18 protein-coding genes and 1 pseudogene are annotated in these 18,048 nt (G+C 68.4%); 10 read left to right on the forward strand and 9 right to left on the reverse strand.

Translation table 11 applies throughout. From position 1 onward, the window contains the following. Positions 1–10: 10 nt before the first annotated feature. From AC3EO7_RS20440 to AC3EO7_RS20455, 4 genes are read right to left on the reverse strand one after another with little or no spacing between them, the layout of a single operon-like run. On the reverse strand, positions 11–946 hold the full coding sequence (locus AC3EO7_RS20440) for an SDR family oxidoreductase (RefSeq protein ID WP_435592093.1): 936 nt from the start codon (positions 944–946) through the stop codon (positions 11–13). Further along, positions 943–2,421, reverse strand: a complete 1,479-nt coding sequence (locus AC3EO7_RS20445; RefSeq protein WP_435592094.1) for a flavin-containing monooxygenase — start codon at positions 2,419–2,421, stop codon at positions 943–945. Before AC3EO7_RS20445 ends, AC3EO7_RS20440 begins: the two co-directional genes overlap by 4 nt. Before the next feature lie 42 nt (positions 2,422–2,463). Next, a complete protein-coding gene (locus AC3EO7_RS20450; RefSeq protein ID WP_488186280.1) occupies positions 2,464–3,537 on the reverse strand; it encodes a PDR/VanB family oxidoreductase in 1,074 nt (357 codons plus the stop codon). Then, the gene (locus tag AC3EO7_RS20455) at positions 3,534–4,409 is read right to left on the reverse strand and encodes a metal-dependent hydrolase (protein ID WP_431969410.1); all 876 of its coding nucleotides are present in this window, start codon (positions 4,407–4,409) and stop codon (positions 3,534–3,536) included. The genes AC3EO7_RS20450 and AC3EO7_RS20455 overlap by 4 nt, the downstream gene beginning before the upstream one ends. Positions 4,410–4,766: 357 nt before the next feature. On the opposite strand from AC3EO7_RS20455, the gene AC3EO7_RS20460 reads away from it, so the two are divergent. The 4 genes from AC3EO7_RS20460 (at position 4,767) to AC3EO7_RS20475 (ending at position 7,775) form a co-directional block, all read left to right on the forward strand. Continuing rightward, the gene (locus AC3EO7_RS20460; RefSeq protein WP_431969408.1) at positions 4,767–5,462 is read left to right on the forward strand and encodes a type 1 glutamine amidotransferase domain-containing protein; all 696 of its coding nucleotides are present in this window, start codon (positions 4,767–4,769) and stop codon (positions 5,460–5,462) included. A 2-nt stretch (positions 5,463–5,464) separates the two neighbouring features. Further along, positions 5,465–6,091, forward strand: coding sequence for a TetR/AcrR family transcriptional regulator (locus AC3EO7_RS20465; protein ID WP_431969406.1), 627 nt, complete (start codon positions 5,465–5,467; stop codon positions 6,089–6,091). A 45-nt stretch (positions 6,092–6,136) separates the two neighbouring features. Further along, positions 6,137–7,009, forward strand: coding sequence for an aldo/keto reductase (locus AC3EO7_RS20470; protein ID WP_431969404.1), 873 nt, complete (start codon positions 6,137–6,139; stop codon positions 7,007–7,009). A 184-nt stretch (positions 7,010–7,193) separates the two neighbouring features. After that, positions 7,194–7,775, forward strand: coding sequence for a TerD family protein (locus AC3EO7_RS20475; protein ID WP_431969402.1), 582 nt, complete (start codon positions 7,194–7,196; stop codon positions 7,773–7,775). A gap of 52 nt (positions 7,776–7,827) precedes the next feature. Here AC3EO7_RS20475 and AC3EO7_RS20480 read toward each other — a convergent pair whose 3' ends face one another. Then, positions 7,828–8,736: a LysR family transcriptional regulator gene (locus AC3EO7_RS20480; RefSeq protein ID WP_431969400.1), complete on the reverse strand. Its 909-nt coding sequence runs from the start codon at positions 8,734–8,736 to the stop codon at positions 7,828–7,830. 75 nt (positions 8,737–8,811) lie between these two features. Between AC3EO7_RS20480 and AC3EO7_RS20485 the strand changes: the two genes are divergently transcribed. From AC3EO7_RS20485 to AC3EO7_RS20500, 4 genes are all read left to right on the forward strand, one after another. Further along, positions 8,812–10,317 carry an MFS transporter gene (locus tag AC3EO7_RS20485; protein WP_435592095.1) on the forward strand — a complete coding sequence of 502 codons (1,506 nt, stop codon included), beginning with the start codon at positions 8,812–8,814 and terminating at the stop codon, positions 10,315–10,317. Positions 10,318–10,525: 208 nt separating this feature from the next. Next, a complete protein-coding gene (locus AC3EO7_RS20490) occupies positions 10,526–10,672 on the forward strand; it encodes a hypothetical protein (protein WP_357400409.1) in 147 nt (48 codons plus the stop codon). A gap of 74 nt (positions 10,673–10,746) precedes the next feature. Further along, positions 10,747–11,850 carry a mechanosensitive ion channel family protein gene (locus AC3EO7_RS20495; protein ID WP_435592096.1) on the forward strand — a complete coding sequence of 368 codons (1,104 nt, stop codon included), beginning with the start codon at positions 10,747–10,749 and terminating at the stop codon, positions 11,848–11,850. A gap of 205 nt (positions 11,851–12,055) precedes the next feature. Then, entirely contained in the window at positions 12,056–13,303 is a 1,248-nt protein-coding gene (locus tag AC3EO7_RS20500) for a PucR family transcriptional regulator (RefSeq protein WP_431969393.1), read from the forward strand. A 4-nt stretch (positions 13,304–13,307) separates the two neighbouring features. On the opposite strand, the gene AC3EO7_RS20505 is transcribed toward AC3EO7_RS20500, so the two are convergent. The 3 genes and pseudogenes from AC3EO7_RS20505 to AC3EO7_RS20515 form a co-directional block, all read right to left on the reverse strand. After that, complete coding sequence (locus tag AC3EO7_RS20505) at positions 13,308–13,922, reverse strand: hypothetical protein (protein ID WP_431969391.1); 615 nt, start codon at positions 13,920–13,922, stop codon at positions 13,308–13,310. 301 nt (positions 13,923–14,223) lie between these two features. After that, the gene (locus AC3EO7_RS20510; RefSeq protein ID WP_435592162.1) at positions 14,224–14,550 is read right to left on the reverse strand and encodes a hypothetical protein; all 327 of its coding nucleotides are present in this window, start codon (positions 14,548–14,550) and stop codon (positions 14,224–14,226) included. 187 nt (positions 14,551–14,737) lie between these two features. Then, a pseudogene (locus AC3EO7_RS20515) lies at positions 14,738–15,106 on the reverse strand (ketopantoate reductase family protein); the annotation flags it as partial. Positions 15,107–15,300: 194 nt separating this feature from the next. Between AC3EO7_RS20515 and rox the strand changes: the two are divergent. After that, entirely contained in the window at positions 15,301–16,725 is a 1,425-nt protein-coding gene (gene rox, locus AC3EO7_RS20520; protein WP_435592097.1) for a rifampin monooxygenase, read from the forward strand. An 80-nt stretch (positions 16,726–16,805) separates the two neighbouring features. Here the strand turns inward: rox and AC3EO7_RS20525 are convergent, their stop codons facing one another. Then, entirely contained in the window at positions 16,806–17,333 is a 528-nt protein-coding gene (locus AC3EO7_RS20525; protein ID WP_431969385.1) for an anthrone oxygenase family protein, read from the reverse strand. Positions 17,334–17,419: 86 nt separating this feature from the next. On the opposite strand from AC3EO7_RS20525, the gene AC3EO7_RS20530 reads away from it, so the two are divergent. After that, positions 17,420–18,007, forward strand: a complete 588-nt coding sequence (locus AC3EO7_RS20530; protein WP_435592098.1) for a TetR/AcrR family transcriptional regulator — start codon at positions 17,420–17,422, stop codon at positions 18,005–18,007. Positions 18,008–18,048 lie beyond the last annotated feature (41 nt).

An 18,048-nucleotide genomic window follows, 5' to 3' on the forward strand; every position in this document is an offset into this window, starting at 1 on the left:
AACCGTGCCCTCAGGCGTCGATCGAGCGCCCCCGCTCCGCGCGAATGCGCTGCTCCAGGCGGTTCGTCAGCGACCGAACCCGCTCGTCGGTACTGAGCTGCTGATCGAGAACCACGTTCAGCGCGCCCCGCAGCATGGCGTAGGGCTCCCAGCCCGCCGGTGCGATCGTGCGGGGCGCGCGCCGCGCGATGCCGTCGGCGATGGACGCGGCGGCCTCGGTGGGGCTGATCCGCTTGTTCAGCGGCCAGGGCAGCAGGTCGCCGAGTTCGGCGCCCATGTCGTCGTCATCGAGCGTCTCGTGGGTCATCGCGGTATCGACGATGCCGAAATAGGCCACGCCCGCCGTCGCGCCGGAGGCGGCGAGCTCGACGCGCAGCGCCCGGCCGAACTGCTCGACGCCCGCCTTGCTCACCATGTACGGCGACCCGCCCATGCCCGGTGCGAAGGCCGCGCAGGACGAGACGACGACCACGTGCCCGCGCGCGGCGACGATGTCGTCGAGACTCGGGTGGACGGTGTTGAACACGCCGGTCAGGTTCACCGCGAGGACGCGATCGAAATCCGCCGGATCCATCAGCCGGATGCTCGACGGTTTCGGCACGATGCCCGCGTTGGCCACGACGACGTCGATGCCACCGAAACGCTCGCGCACCCGATCGATCGCCTCGCGCATGTCCGCGCGATCCGCCACGTCGGCTCCGATTCCGACGGCGCGAACGCCGAGTCCGGCCGCCGCGGCGGTGGCCGCCCTGCCGTCGATGTCGACCAGCGCGAGACGCGCACCCCGCGCGTACAACAGCCGGGCCAGCGCGTATCCGATGCCCGTCGCGGCGCCTGTGATCACCACGACCTTGCCCTCGACGTCGTACCCGCCCGGGCCGCCCGCCAGCGCGGACGGAACCGCCCGCAACAGTTTTCGCACGGTGTCCAGGGTGCGCGCGCTCATCGGACACTCGCTTCGTAGGACGCGACGTCGAATTCGGCCACGCGGCGGCGGTAGTGGAAGCTCCAGTCCGGATACAGACCGGCGTTGCGGCCGTCGGCGGTGGTGTAGTAGCTGTCGCAGCCGCCCTTCAGCCAGACGGTTTCCCTGCTGCGCTCCTCCATCTCGTCCAGGAATGACCGCTGCACGCCGGGACGCACCTCCACGCGGCGGATGCCTCTGTCGCGCATCGTCTTCAGCGCGTCCACGATGTAGCCGATCTGGGCCTCGATCATGTAGATGGCCGATTGGTTCCCGGCCGCGCCGAACGGGCCCAGCGTGCAGAACATGTTCGGGAAACCGGCGGCGGCCGCGCCGAGATAGCTGCCGGGTCGTTCCCGGTACGCCTCGGCGATCGACCGGCCGTCCTTGCCGAGAATCCGCTCGTACAACTGCGGCAGCGAACCGAATCCGGTGCCCCAGACGATGGTGTCCACCGGGTATTCCGCGCCGGCGTCGGTGACGATCGATCGCGGCCGGATCTCCGCGATGCGCTCGGTGACGACCTCCACGTTGTCCTGGGCGAGCGCAGGGTAATACGCGTCGGAGAAGATGGCGCGCTTGCAGCCGATCATGTAGTCGGGCGTGAGCTTCGCACGCAGCGCGGGGTCGCTGACCTGCCGGCGCAGCTGCCACCGCGACAGCGCCTGGAACGGATGCCGGAAGCGCCGATCCACGAATCCGACCAGGCCGAAGCTCTCGATCCCCGCGAAGTACGCGCCACGGATGGCCTTGCCCAGCACGGGCATTCGCCGCAGCAGCGCGCGCTCCACGCCCAGCGTCCGGCGATCCATCCTGGAGACGATCCATGGCGCCGAACGCTGGAATACGGTGAGCCGCCGGGTGATCGGCTGGATCTCCGGAATGAACTGCACCGCCGACGCGCCGGTGCCGATCACGGCGACGCGCTCGCCGGTGAGGTCGTGCTCGTGATCCCACTGCAGCGAATGGAACTGCGCGCCTTCGAAATCGCTGAGCCCAGGGAAGTCGGGAATCTTGGCCTCGCTGAACGGGCCGACCGCCGAGATCAGCACGTCGGCGGAGAGCTCGCCCCGTTCGGTCTCGATGTGCCACAGGAGCGCGTCCTCGTCCCAGCGCGCGCGGATCAGCGGGGTGTCGAATCGCATGTGCCGCACCACATCGTGGCGCTCGGCCACCACGCGCAGATAGGCGAGGATTTCCGGCTGGGTCCCGTACGTGCGCGACCAGTCCGGGTTCGGCGCGAACGAATACGAGTACAGGTGCGAGGGCACGTCGCAGGCGCAGCCGGGGTACGTGTTCGCCTGCCAGGTCCCGCCCAGCCTGCTCGCGCGCTCGAGCAGGACGAAATCGTCGAAACCCGCTTCGCGCAGCTTGACGGCGAGGCCGATGCCCGCGATGCCCGCGCCGATCACGACGATCGCGCGGTGCTCGGGGTCGGTTCCGCTCGGTGCGGACATGAGGAGATTTCCTTTCCGGAACGGGCGCCGTTGCCCGTGGGGTCAGAGATCGAGGACGAGGTCGTCCCCGAGCGCGCGCGACACGCAGGTGAGCATGCTGGAATCCCGTGCGGACTCCGGCAGCAACCGGTCGCGGTGATCGATCTCGCCGGCGAAGACGCGCGTCTTGCAGGTGCCGCAGAAGCCCTGCCTGCACGAGAACGCGGTGCCGGGTCGCACGCGCAGGATGGCGGCCAGCGCCGACTCGTCGCCGCCGACCTCGACCGTTGTTCCGCTGCGCAGCAACGTGATACGGAACGGTGCGCCGTCCTGGACCGGGAGCGGGGAGAAGCGCTCGGTGTGCACCGAGGCGGTGGGGTCGGTGGCGGAGAGCACCCGTCGCGCGGATTCCATCAGCGGCGGCGGACCGCAGACGTACACGGCGGCGCCGCGCGGCGCCTCGGCCATGAGGGCATCGAGATCGGGGGCGCCGAACTCGTCGTCCGGCCGCACCTCGAGGCGGCCGCCTCGGCAGCGCTCCAGTCGTTCCAGGAACGGCATGCTCGCCCTCGATCGCCCGAGGTAGATCAACCGCCACGGCGCGCCGCGGCGCGCGCACTCGGCCACCATCGGCAGGATCGGCGTGATGCCGATGCCGCCGGCGACGAACAGGTAGTCCGGCGCCTCGACGAAGGTGAAGGCATTGCGCGGGCCCCTGATTCGCAGCAGGTCGCCTTCCCGCAGCTCGTCGTGCACCTCGCGGGAACCGCCGTCGCCGTCGGCGAGGTAGCGCACCGCGATGCGATACGTCTTGCGGTCGAAAGGATCGCCGGTGAGCGAATACTGCCGCTGGCGGCCGGATGGCAGGAACACATCGACGTGCGCTCCGGGAATCCAGGACGGGAGATCCGCGCCGCTCGGTGATCGTAGCGTCAGGCTGATCACGCCCTCGGCCTCGATGGCGCGCGCGTCGATCCGCAGCTGTAGTTCGAAACCTGTGCGGCGCACCGGATTCGGTCGCGAGAGCAGATCGGCCGTCGTCGCGGAGGCGAACGCGCGCTTGTAGGCGCCGAGCAGGCCCGCCACTGCGCGCGCCGGGAGCGGCGGACGATAGCTCCCGGTCACGACGGCGCTCACGCCTCACCCGCGCGGGCCGCTGGCGACTGCGCGAGGTAGCGAATCGCGTTGTCCATGGGGCCGAGCTGGGACGGATGGAAACCCGGCCGCAGATAGCGGGGGATCTCGGTGACGAACGTGGTGAACCGTGGAATCACGCCGCGAGCCGAAGCGCTGAGCATCTGGAGCGGCCAGTGCCGTCCCTTGTCCGGCTCGGGATCCTTGCGGAACAGGTAGCCGCCGGAGATCACGAACAGCGCGAGCAGGCCGAAGCTCGCCAGCAGACCGGTCCGCGCTTTGCGGAGGTATCCGCCGTCGACGTGCATGTACGCGTCGTAGACCACGCTGCGGTGCTCCACCTCCTCCGCGCCGTGCCAGCGGATGAGATCCAGCATCGCCGGATGCATGTTCTTGGCCTCGAGCTGGTCGTTCGTCAGCAGCCACTCACCGATGACCGCGGTGTAGTGCTCCATCCCGGCGAACAGTGCGAGCCGCTCGCAGAGCCATTCGTGCTTGGCGCGCCCGGTCAGGCCGTGATCGCCGAGCACCCGGTCGACCAGCCAGGACACGGTGTCGACCATCGGGGCGACGTCGAGCCCGATCGACTCCAGATGCTTGCGGGCCTTCTCGTGCGAACTGGCGTGCATGTTCTCCTGGCCGATGAACCCCTGGACTTCCTCGCGCAGTCGTTCGTCGTCGATGAGCGGCAGCGCTTCGGCCAGCGCCTGCGCCATGGCCCGCTCGCCTTCGGGCAGCACCAGGTGCATGACGTTGATGATGTGGGTCGCCATCACCTCGCCGGGGATGTAGTGCATGGGGACCGAATCGAAATCGAACCGCACGTCGCGCGCGTGTATCGCGTGCGCCTGGTCGTCGTACGCCGCTGTGCTCATGCCTTCGCCTCGCTGTCGCTCGGCTTCGGCATGCGCACGGCGCGCTGGCACATGATTCGCTCACTTCGTTCGCTCATATCGCCGTCCTCGCGTCTCATCGTTGAAACAGGCTCCATTGACGGTATTTGTTGACATCACGTGATGTCAACACTGCGCATCCATAGAAATTTCGATGTCTCACATGTCGATTCCTATTGGCGATGCCCGGCGGATCGGGCCTACCGTCGTCGGTGTCGCCACTGACGGATCGGACGCGGAACGTCAGTCCGTGGACATGGCGACCTGATCCGGACGAGACGACGTGCACCGATGACCGAACCCTCGCGGGTTCCGAACAATCCGAACAAGGAGACGAGAATGGCGAAAGTTCTTTTCGTGATGACCGGTGTCGACTACTGGACACTGGCCGACGGCACCAAGCACCCGACCGGATTCTGGGCCGAGGAATTCGTCGTGCCGTTCGAGGCGCTGAAAGCCGCGGGCCACCAGGTCGTGGTGGCCACCCCCGGCGGCGTCGTGCCCAGCGTGGACAAGGGCAGCCTGGCGCCCGAGGTCAACGGCGGTCAGGAGACGGCGGAGCACCGGGCGCGGGTGGTGTCCACCAGTTCCGAGCTGGCCGACGCGATCGCGCTGGCCGACGTCGACCTCGCCGACTACGACGCCGTGTTCTACCCCGGCGGGCACGGGCCGATGGAGGATCTCGCCGTCGACGCCACCTCCGGCGCATTGCTCACCGCCGCACTGGATTCCGGCAAGCCGCTGGCCGTGGTGTGCCACGCGCCCGCCGCGCTGCTCGCCGCGACCAAGGCCGACGGGACCAACGCCTTCGCCGGCTACACGCTGACCGGCTTCACCAATGCCGAAGAGACGCAAGCCGGTTTCGCAGACAAGGCCAAGTGGCTCTTGCAGGACCGGCTGGTGCAGATCGGCGCCGACTTCCGCGAGGCCGACCCGTGGTCGCCGAACGTGGTCGCCGATCGCACGCTGATCACCGGCCAGAACCCCGCCTCCTCGGCAGGCGTCGCCGAGGAGCTGCTGCGGAAACTGTTCTGATCATGGCCACCGACCGGCTCGACGAGGTCCTCGACGCCACCTACGAGTGCCTGGCGCGATACGGCGTGCGGCGCACCACGGTCGACGACATCGGCGCCACCATGGGCGTGTCCCGGTCGGCGGTCTATCAGTACGTTCGCGGCAAGGACGACGCCGTGCGCAGGCTCGCCGAGCGGCTGCACGATCAGGCGCTCACGGGCGCCCGTGCCGCCGCGTCGGCGAATGCCCCTGCGTACGGACGCATTCGGGGCGTTCTGGCGGCGAAGCTGGAGCTGGTGCTACGCCTGCGCGGGGACTCACCGCACGCGGCGGAGCTGCTCGACGCCAAGGCGCGCCTGTTCGGCGACGTCTGCGCCGCGTTCACCGGCGACCTGCGCGCGCTGCTGATCGAGCTGTTCGACACCGCGGGCGCCGCGGATTCCGTGCCGCCCGCGACCGCCGCCGACATCTGCATCGCGCTGGTGATCGGCCTGGAATCCGCGTCGGATCCCCGAGGCCTGTTCGATCCGGCGATCGACGCGGTGCTCGCCGGGCTGCTCGCTGCCGGACCATCCGCCGGTTCCTCGCGCGATGGAATCGACGAGCCCGTCGAAGCGTTCCCGGGCATGATGCGCGACGCGGGCGCGTAGCCGGCGCTGCCCGCGCGAATCGTCTTCCATCAGAAAGGTTTCCCCATGTCAACCACGGACACCTCCCGTCCCGCCGAGTCGTCCGGCGTCTTCGCCCTCGGCGGCGACCTCCCCGTCCACCGCCTCGGCTACGGCGCCATGCAGATCACCGGTCCCGGCGTCTGGGGCGATCCGGCGGATCCGGACGAGGCCGTTCGGGTGCTGCGCCGCGCCGTCGAACTCGGCGTGAACTTCATCGACACCGCCGACTCGTACGGGCCGTTCGTCAGCGAACAGCTGATCCGCAAGGCGCTGCACCCCTACGCCGACGATCTCGTCATCGCCACCAAAGGCGGGCTGACCCGCTCCGGTCCCGGCGACTGGCGGCCGGTCGGCAGGCCGGAATACCTGCGCCAGCAGACCGAACTCAGCCTGCGCCACCTCGGCGTCGACCGCATCGACCTCTACCAGCTGCACCGCATCGATCCGCAGGTGCCGCTGGCCGACCAGCTCGGTGAACTCGTCCTGCTGCAACAGGAGGGCAAGATCCGGCACATCGGCGTCTCCCAGGTGAGCGTCGAGCAGCTGCGGCAGGCGCGTGAGATCGCGACGATCGTCTCGGTGCAGAACCTCTACAACCTGGCCAACCGCGCCGACGAGGCAGTGCTCGAGTACGCCGAGGCCGAGAACATCGCGTTCATCCCGTGGTTCCCGATCGCCACCGGTGAGCTCGCCCGGCCGGGCGGCCCGCTGGACGCCATCGCCAAGGAACACGGCGCGACGCCCGCCCAGCTGGCACTGGCCTGGCTGCTGCGCCGCTCCCCGGTGATCCTGCCGATCCCCGGCACCTCCTCGGTCGGCCACGTCGAGGAGAACATCGACGCCGCTCGAATCACGCTCACCGACGACGAATTCGCGGCACTGTCCGCCGCGGCCTGATCCGAGCCGCCGCTGCCCGGCCGTGCCCGCGAAAGGCACGGCCGGGCAATCCCGCTCGTCGCCCCGGCCTGATTCGTGTTGTACGGCCCCGGAGTTCATGGGTAGTGTCGTGGTCGAGACCAGGGGCGTTGCGCCCGAGCGAGAGCCACCGCCGAGACTCGGACGGTAGAAGGGGAAGCGGGCAATGATCACGCTCCGGAAAGAAGACGGCGCGGCGGATCTCGCCGGCATCGCCAAGCTGAGCGTCGGGGTGAGCTGGGATCCCTCGGCGGGCACCAGCGGCGGAGCGCTCGGCTGGGCGCGCCGCAAGCGCGGCGTGGACCTGGACCTGATCGCAATTCTCATGCAGGGCAGCGAGCCGGTCCGCTTCGCGGGCCTGGATTCGCTCGACCCGCTGGGCAACGGCGCGGTCCTGCACACCGGCGACGAGCAGACGGGCGCGGCCGCGGGCGACGACGAGACGGTGCACGTCACCTTCGCCGAAGTGCCGGGCGGCATCGATGCCATTGTCTTCGTGGCTGCGGCCTTCAAGAAGGGCAGCTCGTTCGAGAAGGCGAACAACATCTCCTTCAAGATCTACGACGCCACCGGCGGCAACAGCCAGCAGGTCGCCGACATCTGGCCCTCCCTGCTCGGCACCGACAACGCCAACGCCGTGGCCCGCGCCTTCCGCAACGGCGGTGCGTGGCAGCTGGAAGTCCTGAACCGCAAGGGCAAGATCAAGCAGGGCGACAAGCAGGCGCTGCTCCGCTTCGCCATGCAGTAGCGACGAGCGGGCCACCGCGGGAACGGCTTTCGGGGCCCGCGGTCGGCGGCCGTCAACTGGTACGAGGAGCGCTGAGCGCCTCGCGAATCGTGTCGCGCAGCCAGCGTTGTGCCGGGTCCGCGTCGAGCCGCGTATGCCAGAGCAGTCGCACATCGATGTCCGGCAGGTCCGCGGGGATCGAGAACCAGCGGATGCCGAGGGTTCGGCCGTATTGTTCGGCGAGGCGCTGGGGGATGAGTCCGACGTAGTCGCTCGCGGACACCAACAGCGCGGCGACGGCCGAGGTCGGCACGACGACGGCGACGTGGCGGTGCAGGCCCGCGGCGGCGAGCGCGTCGTCGAGCGGTCCCCGAGCGCGCCCCCGGCGAGAGGCCGAGACGTGGGGATATCGGCACAGCTGCGCCAAGGTCGGGCTGCGGTGACGGCCCAGTGCGCTGCCCGCGCGGACGACGCCGACGAGCCGTTCTCGATACAGGACGGCGTTCCGGATGTCGGGAGCGTCGACATCGCCGACACCGACGTCGAGGTCGACCGAGCCGTCACGCAGCGCCTCGATGCTCTCGGTGCCTTCCGTCACGAACCGCAAGGTCACGCCGGGAGCCGCGGAGACGGCTTCGATCGCTGTCGTCACCAGCGTCGCCGCGACGCCGTCGTTGATGCGAATGGTGAACGTGCGCTGCAATTCCGCGACGGTGATCTCTCGATCGGCGCTGATCAACGCCTCGGCTTCGTCGAGAAGTGACCGCACGCGCGGAGCGGTGCGCAGCGCGAACGGTGTCGGCGCGAGCCCGCGACCGGCGCGTACCAAGATCGGGTCGCCCATCGTGCGCCGCAACCGGGCCAACGCTCGGCTGGTGGCCGGAACCGACAGATTCAGCCGTTCCGACGCCGCCGTGACGCTCCCTTCCCGCAGCAGTGCGTCGAACACACGCAGGAGGTTCAGGTCGAGCTGCCCAGGCACAATTGCATACTACGCAATCGTCAATTGTAAAAGTTGCGTGGCACGGAGATGTCGCAGGTCAATACCGTCATCGCCATGCGATCAACTGTTCTGAGCCCACCATCACGGGCCGCGTCCGCGCGCCCCGTCGCCCGGCGCGGCTTACTCGCCGTCATGTGCGCATGCGTCGTCCTCGTCGTCGGGATGGTCGCCGCGATCAACCTCGCGGTTCCTATATTCGCCGCGAGCGCACTGCACCCGTCCGCGTCGGCGCTGGTGTGGATCGTCGACACCTACGTGATCTGCTTCGCCTGCCTGGTGATCCCCGGCGGAGCGGCGGGGGATCGCTTCGGGCGCAAGGGAATACTGCTCGCCGGGCTGGCCTTGTTCGGGGTCGGCGCGCTGATCTCCGCGGCGGCGCCGAATGTCGCCGTCCTGCTCGCCGGCCGCGCCGTCACGGGGATCGGCGCCGCCGCCGTGCTGCCGAACACGCTCGCGATCCTGCTGCACGCGGTACCCGCCGAACGCAGGAGCGCGACGATAGCGACCTGGGCCTCGATGACCGGGATCGGCGGAGTCGTCGGCAACATCGGCGGCGGAGCTCTGCTGACGAGCGGGTCGTGGCGCTGGCTCTTCGGTGCGGGCATCCCGGCCGCGTTGATCCTCGCCGCGCTCGTGGGCCTGGTCGCGCCGGTGTCGCCGCGCAGTGACCGAAGCCTCGACCCCCTCGGCACCGTGCTGCTCGTCGGCGCGTCGGTCGCGCTGCTGATCGGCATCGTTCAAGGTCCGGAGGCGGGCTGGGACAGCGCGCTGGTGATCGCCGGATTCTGCTGTGCCGCCGCGCTGTTCGCAATCTGGACGTTCGTCGAACTGAAAGTGGAGCACCCGCTGCTGGACCCGCGAATACTCCGCCTGCCACGCCTGCGCAGCGCCTGCCTCGGTATGACGGCGGTCTTCTTCGGCATGTTCGCGCTGTTCTACGTCAACGCGTCGTTTCTCCAATACGGCAAGGGATTCGGCGTCCTGCACACCGGGCTGGGCATCATCCCTCTGACCGTCCCGGTCATTCTCGGCACCCGGCACGTCGGACGCCTCGTGCACCGCATCGGTCACGACGCCACCGTCGCCCTCGCTTTCGTGTTCGTCGGCGGCGGACTGCTGGGCATCTCCACGAGCGCCGAGCAGACGCCCTACGCCGCCTACGCCGCATGGCTTGTCGTGACCGGAATCGGTGTGACACTGGCACTTCCGACGCTGTCCGGCGCGATCGCCACGTCACTGCCGCCCGCCCAGGCCGGAGTCGGAGCCGGACTGCAGGCCACCACCCGCGAGTTCGGCAGCGCGCTCGGCGTCGCGGTCATCGGCACTGCGCTCAACTCCCGGTTCGTCGCCGCGCTGCCACCCGATATTCGCGCCGGCCACGATCCGCGCACCGTGGCCGAGGCGCTCGCCACCATCACCTCCGCGCGTGCCCACGAGGTCGTCGCGGCGTTCGTCTCGGGCGCCGAGTTCGGACTGCGCGTGATCGGCGTGGCTGTGCTCGCCCTCGGGGCCTTGGTCGTCCTGCAATCGCTGCTGTCTCGACGCGGGCAATCGCACTGAGGGGAGCGGTCGTAAGCCGACCCCGCAGACCACCGGCGGCCCAATCGGGTCGCCGGTGAGTACGCCGAATCCTGACACTCGCCTCCCCGACGGACCACGCTGACGAGCCGGGGCGGCCGAGGTGGGATGCGCAACAAAGTCTTCATGTCGATCTTCGGCGAGAGCGGGTATGCGTGTGGCTGAGGCAAGTCGACCGAAGGAGGACAACGTGGCCGTTTCGGCTTCGCGCCCGCAGTATCGTGCCGATCGCCGACACCGTTCCGGCTCGGCCGAGCAGGCGGGTTCCATCCACCTGACCATCGCCGCATGGGTTCTCGTGCTCTGCGTGCTGAGTTTCACGCTGGCACTGCTGTGAAAACCCGGGCCGCGGTGCGTTTCCGCTGCCGAAGCGCACCGTGGCCCGCGTGACGACGAGAGGAGTTCGATCTCGTGGAGGACGTACTGCGGCCGCTGATCGTCCTGTTCGGCACGGTCGCCATCACCGTGTCGGCGGGGCTGCTGGTCGACGGGATGTTGCGCTACAGCGCGCGACATCGTCCCGATACGCACCTGCCGATGCTGTTGCGCCGGGTGCAGTCGCCTGTGCAGGCCCTGCTCGGCGCGATCGCGCTGCATGCCGCCTATCCCTTGGCGGAGTTGAACTTGCGACAAGACGCGGTGATACGGAACATCCTGGCCGCGGCGGCGATCATGGCGGCGGTGTGGCTGGTCATCCGGGCCGCCGACGCGGTCGCCGAGAACATGCTGCGGCGCTATGCCGGACGCACGAACGAGATTTCGCGCGTGCGTCAGCTGCGCACGCAGCTCGGACTGGTGCGCCGCATCGTCACCTCGGTGCTGGTGGTCACGACCGCCGCGGTGGCGATCCTGCTGCTGTTCCCGAGTCTGCGCACGCTGGGCACCTCGCTGCTGGCTTCGGCCGGCGTGATCGGCATCATCGCGGGCGTCGCGGCGCAGTCGACGTTGAGCAATCTCATGGCCGGGTTGCAGATCGCCTTCGGCGATTCGGTGAAGATCGGCGACACGGTGGTGGTGGAAGGCGAATGGGGGACCGTGGAGGAAATCACCCTGGCCTTTCTCACCGTGCGGATCTGGGACGACCGCAGGCTGACCATGCCGGTCTCCTACTTCAACAGCAAGCCGTACGAGAACTGGTCGCGGGGCGGTTCGCAGCTCACCGGCACGGTGTTCCTGCACCTCGACCACAGCACGCCGGTGCCGTTGCTGCGCGAACACCTGCACGACTACCTTCGCGACCACCCGGAGTGGGATCGCCGCAACTGGAATCTGGTCGTCACCGACAGCACACCGACGAACATCGTGGTGCGCGCGACGATGTCGGCGGCGGACGCCGACGACGCGTGGAACCTGCGCTGCGCGGTCCGCGAGGAACTGCTGGACTGGCTCGGCCGTCACCATCCGCACGCCCTGCCGAAGATTCCCACCGCGATCACCGACGCCGATGGCGAGCGCCGCGCAATGGCCATGGCGGCCAACGGGTCCGGCGATTCGGGCGGTCGCGACGGCGAATGAGAACGAATCGCCGATGTCCGTTCGGTAGCAGCTAGCCGACGAGAACCGAAGTTGTTGGTGGGACTGGTCGTTCTATCAATCTGTCTCTCCGCACAAAGCGCGTCGGGACGTTGCTCAGCTGCCACAAACTCGCCCGAGAGCGGCGGTCGCCGAAGATTGTGCGGGTTACGGTGGCGGGACGTGAACTACCCCGCGGGAGGCTTTCATGTCCGCACAGCAGGCCGATCCGGATCTTACGGTGTCAGGTCGACCGGCATCGACACATCTCGAGGACGTTCGCGCGATCTCACAGCGAATGGTCGGGCACTTTCTGCAAACCGTCGCACCGTGTAACACCCTGCCGGGTGACGCCTTGGGCGGTGACGTGGCCGCGGTGACGCGCGTGTGCATCGAGCTGGCGATGCGCATGCTCGACGGTGGGGAGGGCATCGGTTCGGATATCGAGCGGATCGGCGCGACCGCCGCGCAATGGGCGCGCGAGGGCATCCCGATCGACACCATCCAGCACGCCATACACGAGGGTTTCAAGCTGGGCTTCGATATCGTCCTGGCGAAGGCGACGACCAGCGACCAGCAGAGGCTGGTCAATGTCGCGCGCCGGCTGATGGACATTCTGGACACCATCAGCTCGACCGTGTCGGTCGCCTACGTGCGGGAGCTGAAAGCGGTTGTCAGCGAGCACCATACCGCCGTGCATACGCTCACCTCGGCGCTGCTCGGCGGCAACAGCACCTCCACCATGGCGCGCGAGTGCGGCGTCCCGATCGCCGACGCCTATCACGTGCTGGCGGTGCACATTCCGCCCCACCGTGACGAATCGAACCCCAAGCTCGATCCGAAAGTGGTGGCGCGGCGCAAACTACGTCGCGTGCAGGCGGAGCTGGCCACCCGGTGCGGGGAGAGCGCGCTGTCGCTGTTGAGCGTCGACGGCGGAACGATTCTGCTGCCCGCCGCCGAGTTCGACGACGCCGCACTGGAATTCCTGGTGAAGTGGCTGACGGACGCCGCGCAGACTCCGGTCAGGGCGACCGTGGTGGAGGCGGGACTGCGGCGGATTCCCGAGGCCGCTGACGAGGCGCACGAGCAACTGGACATGGTGCAGCGGTTGCAGTTCGACTCCGGGTTGTACCGGTTCAACGACATGGCGTTGGAGTATCAGCTGACCCGGCCCGGCCCGGCCCGCGACTTCCTGGGCTCGCTGCTGGATCCATTGGAGGAGTATCCGGAGTTCCTCGAGACGCTGAAGACCTATATCGCCACCAATCTGAACCGGCAGCGTACGGCGCGGCTGCTGTATGTGCACACCAACACCGTCGACTACCGCCTCAAACGGATCGGTCAGCTCATCGATTTCGACCCGACCCAGGCGTCCGGGCTGTGGTATCTGCGCTCGGCGATGGTGGCCCGCAGTCACCGTGACGCCGACGTCATTCCGCGGCGGGCCGCGCGGTAGCGGATCATGCGTCGATGCTCAGACGATGCAGCGTTCCATTCCAGGCGAACGGCGGCTGGTATCGATCGCCGACGTGGAGTCCGCAGTCGTAGCCCACGGACAGAATCGTGGGCTCGCGCGGGTTCGTCAGCGGGAGCCGGTGGTTGCCGTGGGCGCCTCCGGCCACCGTGCCGTCCACCATCGCGCCGACGTGCAGGTTCTCGCCCATGGGGCGCAGTACGCAGCCGACGCGGTGCAGACCCGGGGGCAGTATCCGGTCGGCTCGCACGTGCAGTGTTCCGGCTGCGGTCGTGACGGCGACTCGGGGTGTCGAGTCGATGACATAGACGGCCACGCCGCCGCCCCGGTTGCCCAGGGCGAACAGGAGTCCGCGGGATGCGGCTTCCGGCACGTCGATGTCGGCGATGATGCTGCCGCCACCGAACAGTGTGGGCAGTGTTCTCTCGACGACATGTGCTCCGCCGGAGGAGAACACGGTGAATTCGGCGATTGCGAAGGATTGTCGCGCGAAGGCGTCGCCCGGTGACTCGTGGCCGAAATCGGCACTTCGCCAGCGGCACTCGAATCCCTGCGGCAATCTTTGCGTCCGCCACAGTCCGTGGACGGGTGTGTCGTCCACTCTTGTCGCCGAAGGATTGGCAGCCGCCGTCTCGGAGTGCCTTTGCGAACCAGGAAGATCGAATCCATGGAGCGCCTTTTTCGCCTGCACGTCTCGACGATAAGGTGCGTCCGCCGGTATCGATCGCCGAAATCGGCCATTCGTGGAAAACACATGGACGCGCCGGATGCGTTGTCTCCGAGCATATGTCGCTGACGACAAGAATTCGCCAACGGCATTGGCGCAGCCCGGCGTCGATTCGCCGGTGGTTCGCTTCGTCCGGCGAAAACCGTTGTCGGCCGTGAGTCGGGGAGGTCTGGTGCTATTCGGGGCGGACGGCCAGTAGAGCCGGTGTGCCTGGTGGTGCGGTGGAATCCATTTCGTCGATCAGGGCCGCCAGTTCGTCTGTCGGCGCCACCGAGCTCGTTCTGACGAACACCGGCAGCCGGGTGGCCGTCCACAGTAGTGCGGCGATCACGACGATGGGCAGGCGGCCGAGAATGCCGATCGGGCTGGGGGTGAGGGTGTTTCCCAGTTGGCGCACGAGGCTCAATCCCTCGCGCAGGGCGCGGGCCAGTGCGGTCGCTTCGCGTCGGCCGAGACCGTGGCCGGTGCGATGCGCACTTTGCCCCGCCAGCAGCACCGGCACGACGAATGCCGCGTGGGGTCCGCAGCCAACCCTGCATATCAGGGTGCACGGTCGAGGGGATCCCGGCGTCGGAAAAGACTGTCGCCCAACGCTCGTCCGAAACGGTCGACGGCGTGCCACGGCGCAGAACGGTGAACTCCAGTTCGCCGTCTCGAATGGCTGCCACCACCGCCGGAAAGCCGACTACCGTGCGCTCCGGTCCCACCGCGTCGCGGAAGCGGTCGAGGGATTCGAAGATGTTGAACATGAACATGACAGTGCGCGCGGCGCAGTCGGCCAGGCGCTGTAGCAGTACGTCGACCTCCGACCCGAGGACCGTGACCAGCACGAGATCCCATGGCGTCGTCGTGTCCAACTCGGCGGCGACGCGCACGGCGGCCTGTGCGCCGGTGGTGGTGACGATCGCCTGATCGCGGCGCAGGCGCTCCAGCCGGGATCCGCGCGCGACGACGGTGACATCGTGACCCGCGCGGGAGAGCTGAAAGGCGAAAGTGCTGCCGTGTGCGCAGCGAGTCACCGTTTCGGGAGGGATTCGTTCGTCCGAACCGGACGCCATAGGCGAGAAAAACTCTCTGCCACTTTCAACATATAGCGCACTGGGGGTCTTGCGGCAAGACCCCGGTCGTGCCGCAGAATGTCCGGCCGAAGCCAGTACCTGCTGAAAATCAGGGATCTGTGACGTGCGTGTGCGTCGCGGAGCTGCGCGAAGCAGCTGGCCGAAAACGCAAACCTCGAGGGAATGGGCGGTTCATGTTCGATGTGATCGTTGCCGGGGGCGGACCGACCGGCTTGATGCTGGCCAGTGAGTTGCGGCTGCACGGGGTGCGAGTTCTCGTGCTGGAGAAGGAGGCGGAGCAGACTCCGTTCGTTCGCGCGCTCGGTCTGCACGCGCGCAGTGTCGAGGTGTTGGACCAGCGTGGTCTGCTGGAGCGGTTCCTCGCGCACGGCCAGCAGTTCGCGGTGGGTGGTTTCTTCGCCGGTATCGAGAAGCCGTGGCCCACGCGGCTGGACACCGCGCATCCCTACGTGCTCGGCATCCGGCAGCCCATCACCGATCGCCTGCTGGCCGAACGCGCCGCCGAGCTGGACGCCGAGATCCGGCGCGGCTGCGAGCTGGTCGGCCTGACCCAGAACGAGCACGGGGTGACCGTCGAGCTGGCCGACGGCACGGAGTTGCGCTCGCGCTACCTCGTCGGCTGTGACGGCGGACGCAGCACGGTGCGCAAGCTGATCGGCGTCGGCTTCCCCGGCGAGCCGAGCCGGGTCGAGACGCTGCTGGGCGAGATGGTGGTGGACGCGCCGCCGGAGACACTGGCCGCCGTGATGGCCGAAGTCCGCAAGACCGAGAAGCGGTTCGGCGCCATGCCGCTCGGGGACGGGGTGCATCGCGTGATCGTGCCCGCCGCGGGGGTGGCCGAGGACCGTACCGTCTCGCCGACACTCGAGGAGTTCAAGCAGCAGCTGCGGGCGGTCGCGGGCACCGACTTCGGCGTGCACTCACCGCGCTGGCTGTCCCGTTTCGGCGACGCGACCCGGCAGGCCGAGCGCTACCGGGTCGGCCGGGTGCTGCTGGCGGGCGACGCGGCGCACATCCACCCGCCGACCGGCGGGCAGGGGCTCAACCTCGGTATCCAGGACGCGTTCAACCTCGGGTGGAAGCTGGCCGCCGAGGTCGGCGGATGGGCCCCGGAGGGGCTGCTGGACAGCTACCACGCCGAACGGCATCCGGTGGCCGCCGACGTGCTGGACAACACCCGCGCGATGATGCAGCTGATGTCCCTCGAGCCGGGACCGCAGGCTGTGCGAAAACTGGTGGCGGAACTGATGGATTTCGAAGAGGTCAACCGGTACTTGATCGAGAAGATCACCGCGATCGGGGTCCGCTACGACTTCGGCGAGGGGCATGAGCTGCTCGGACGGCGGATGCGGGACGTGGGGTTGAAGCGGGGGCGCCTCTACGAGCTGATGCACAGCGGCCGCGGACTGCTGCTCGACCAGACCGGCCTGCTGTCGGTTGCCGGGTGGGCGGATCGGGTCGACCACGTCGTCGACGTCAGCGAGGAACTGGACGTGCCCGCCGTGCTGCTGCGGCCGGACGGCCACGTGGCATGGGTCGGTGACGATCAGCGGGATCTGCTCGACAAGTTGCCTCGCTGGTTCGGCGCCGCGAGCTGAATTCGCCAGGGCTGGAAGGGATGTGACGCGGCCGGTGCGGATATCGCACCGGCCCGCTCCACGGACCCGGTCATCCTCCTTCAGTGTGCGGCGTTGGCATCCATCGAGGGCCGGTCGGCGGCAGCGCTCGGTGGCCGATCGTCTGCGCCGGCCCCGATGAATCCGGTGACGACCGCGATCACCAAGACGAATGCGACCAGCGCGCACCCGGTCCGGGTGATATGGAACAGCTCCCAGCGCCGCAGGATGTCGGCGTAATCGTCCGGTGGCGTCCCCACCGCCCAGCGCTTGATCTGCTGGTTGATCGGCACGTTCCCGAGGCGGGTCACCAGGAACGACAGGAGCGTCAGCGCGGACGCGCTCCCCGCGACCCATCGCGGCCATGACCTCGATCGCGCTGCCAGCAGCAGCGTGCTCAGGATGGCCAAGCCCATCAGCGACTGCATCACCACGCCGTTGACTCGCATCAGCGCGGTATGAAACGTGAACCGAACCTCGAGGGGCACCTCACGAAACGCGTACAGCACGTTCACCGCGCCGTATCCGAACGCCCCTGCGAGCAGCCCGGGAAACAACAGCGCCGCCGCACGGACGGATTTCGACAGCATCGCAACTCCCATCGCACGATCGCAACACCGAGTTGCGATATCGTCAGCATGCCCGGTTGCCGTCGATATCGCAACAAGGAGTTGCAATGAGTTCTGCCGCACCCCTCGGACGCGGGCCGAAGGTCCGTGCCGCCGTGCTCGCCGCGACCGTCGACGAGCTGAGCGAACACGGCTACACCGCGTTCACCGTCGACAACGTCGCCCAGCGCGCCGGTGTGCACAAGACGACCGTCTACCGGCGGTGGCCCGACCGTGACGCCCTGATCGCCGATGCGCTGGCCGAGAGCGTCGCCGCGGAGATAGCGATCCCCGACACGGGTTCGATCGAGGGCGATCTTCGCGCGCTCGCGCGGAGTCTGGTCGCGTGGATCAACAGCCCGTCCGGCCAGGCTGTCCTCACGGTCATGGTGTCCAACGCCGCCGGGCTGCCGTCGCCGCCCGACAGCATTCGGCACGTCTTCCGTGATCGAATCCGCCAGGCGCTGCCGGTCGTGCCGCGCGCGATCGCGCGCGGCGAGCTTCCCTCCGGCGCCGATCCCGCGGAACTGATCAAAAGCCTTGCGGCGCCGATCTATTTCCGAGTCCTGATCACCGGCGAGCGGGTGACCGACAGCGCAGCGGACGCCGCCGCGGCACTGGCGTTGACGGCCGCACGCGCCGGCCTCTTCGGCTGACCGAACATCAGTTCCGTGCCCTGACGCCGCCATCTCCGGCG

Source organism: Nocardia sp. bgisy118 (assembly GCF_057708605.1).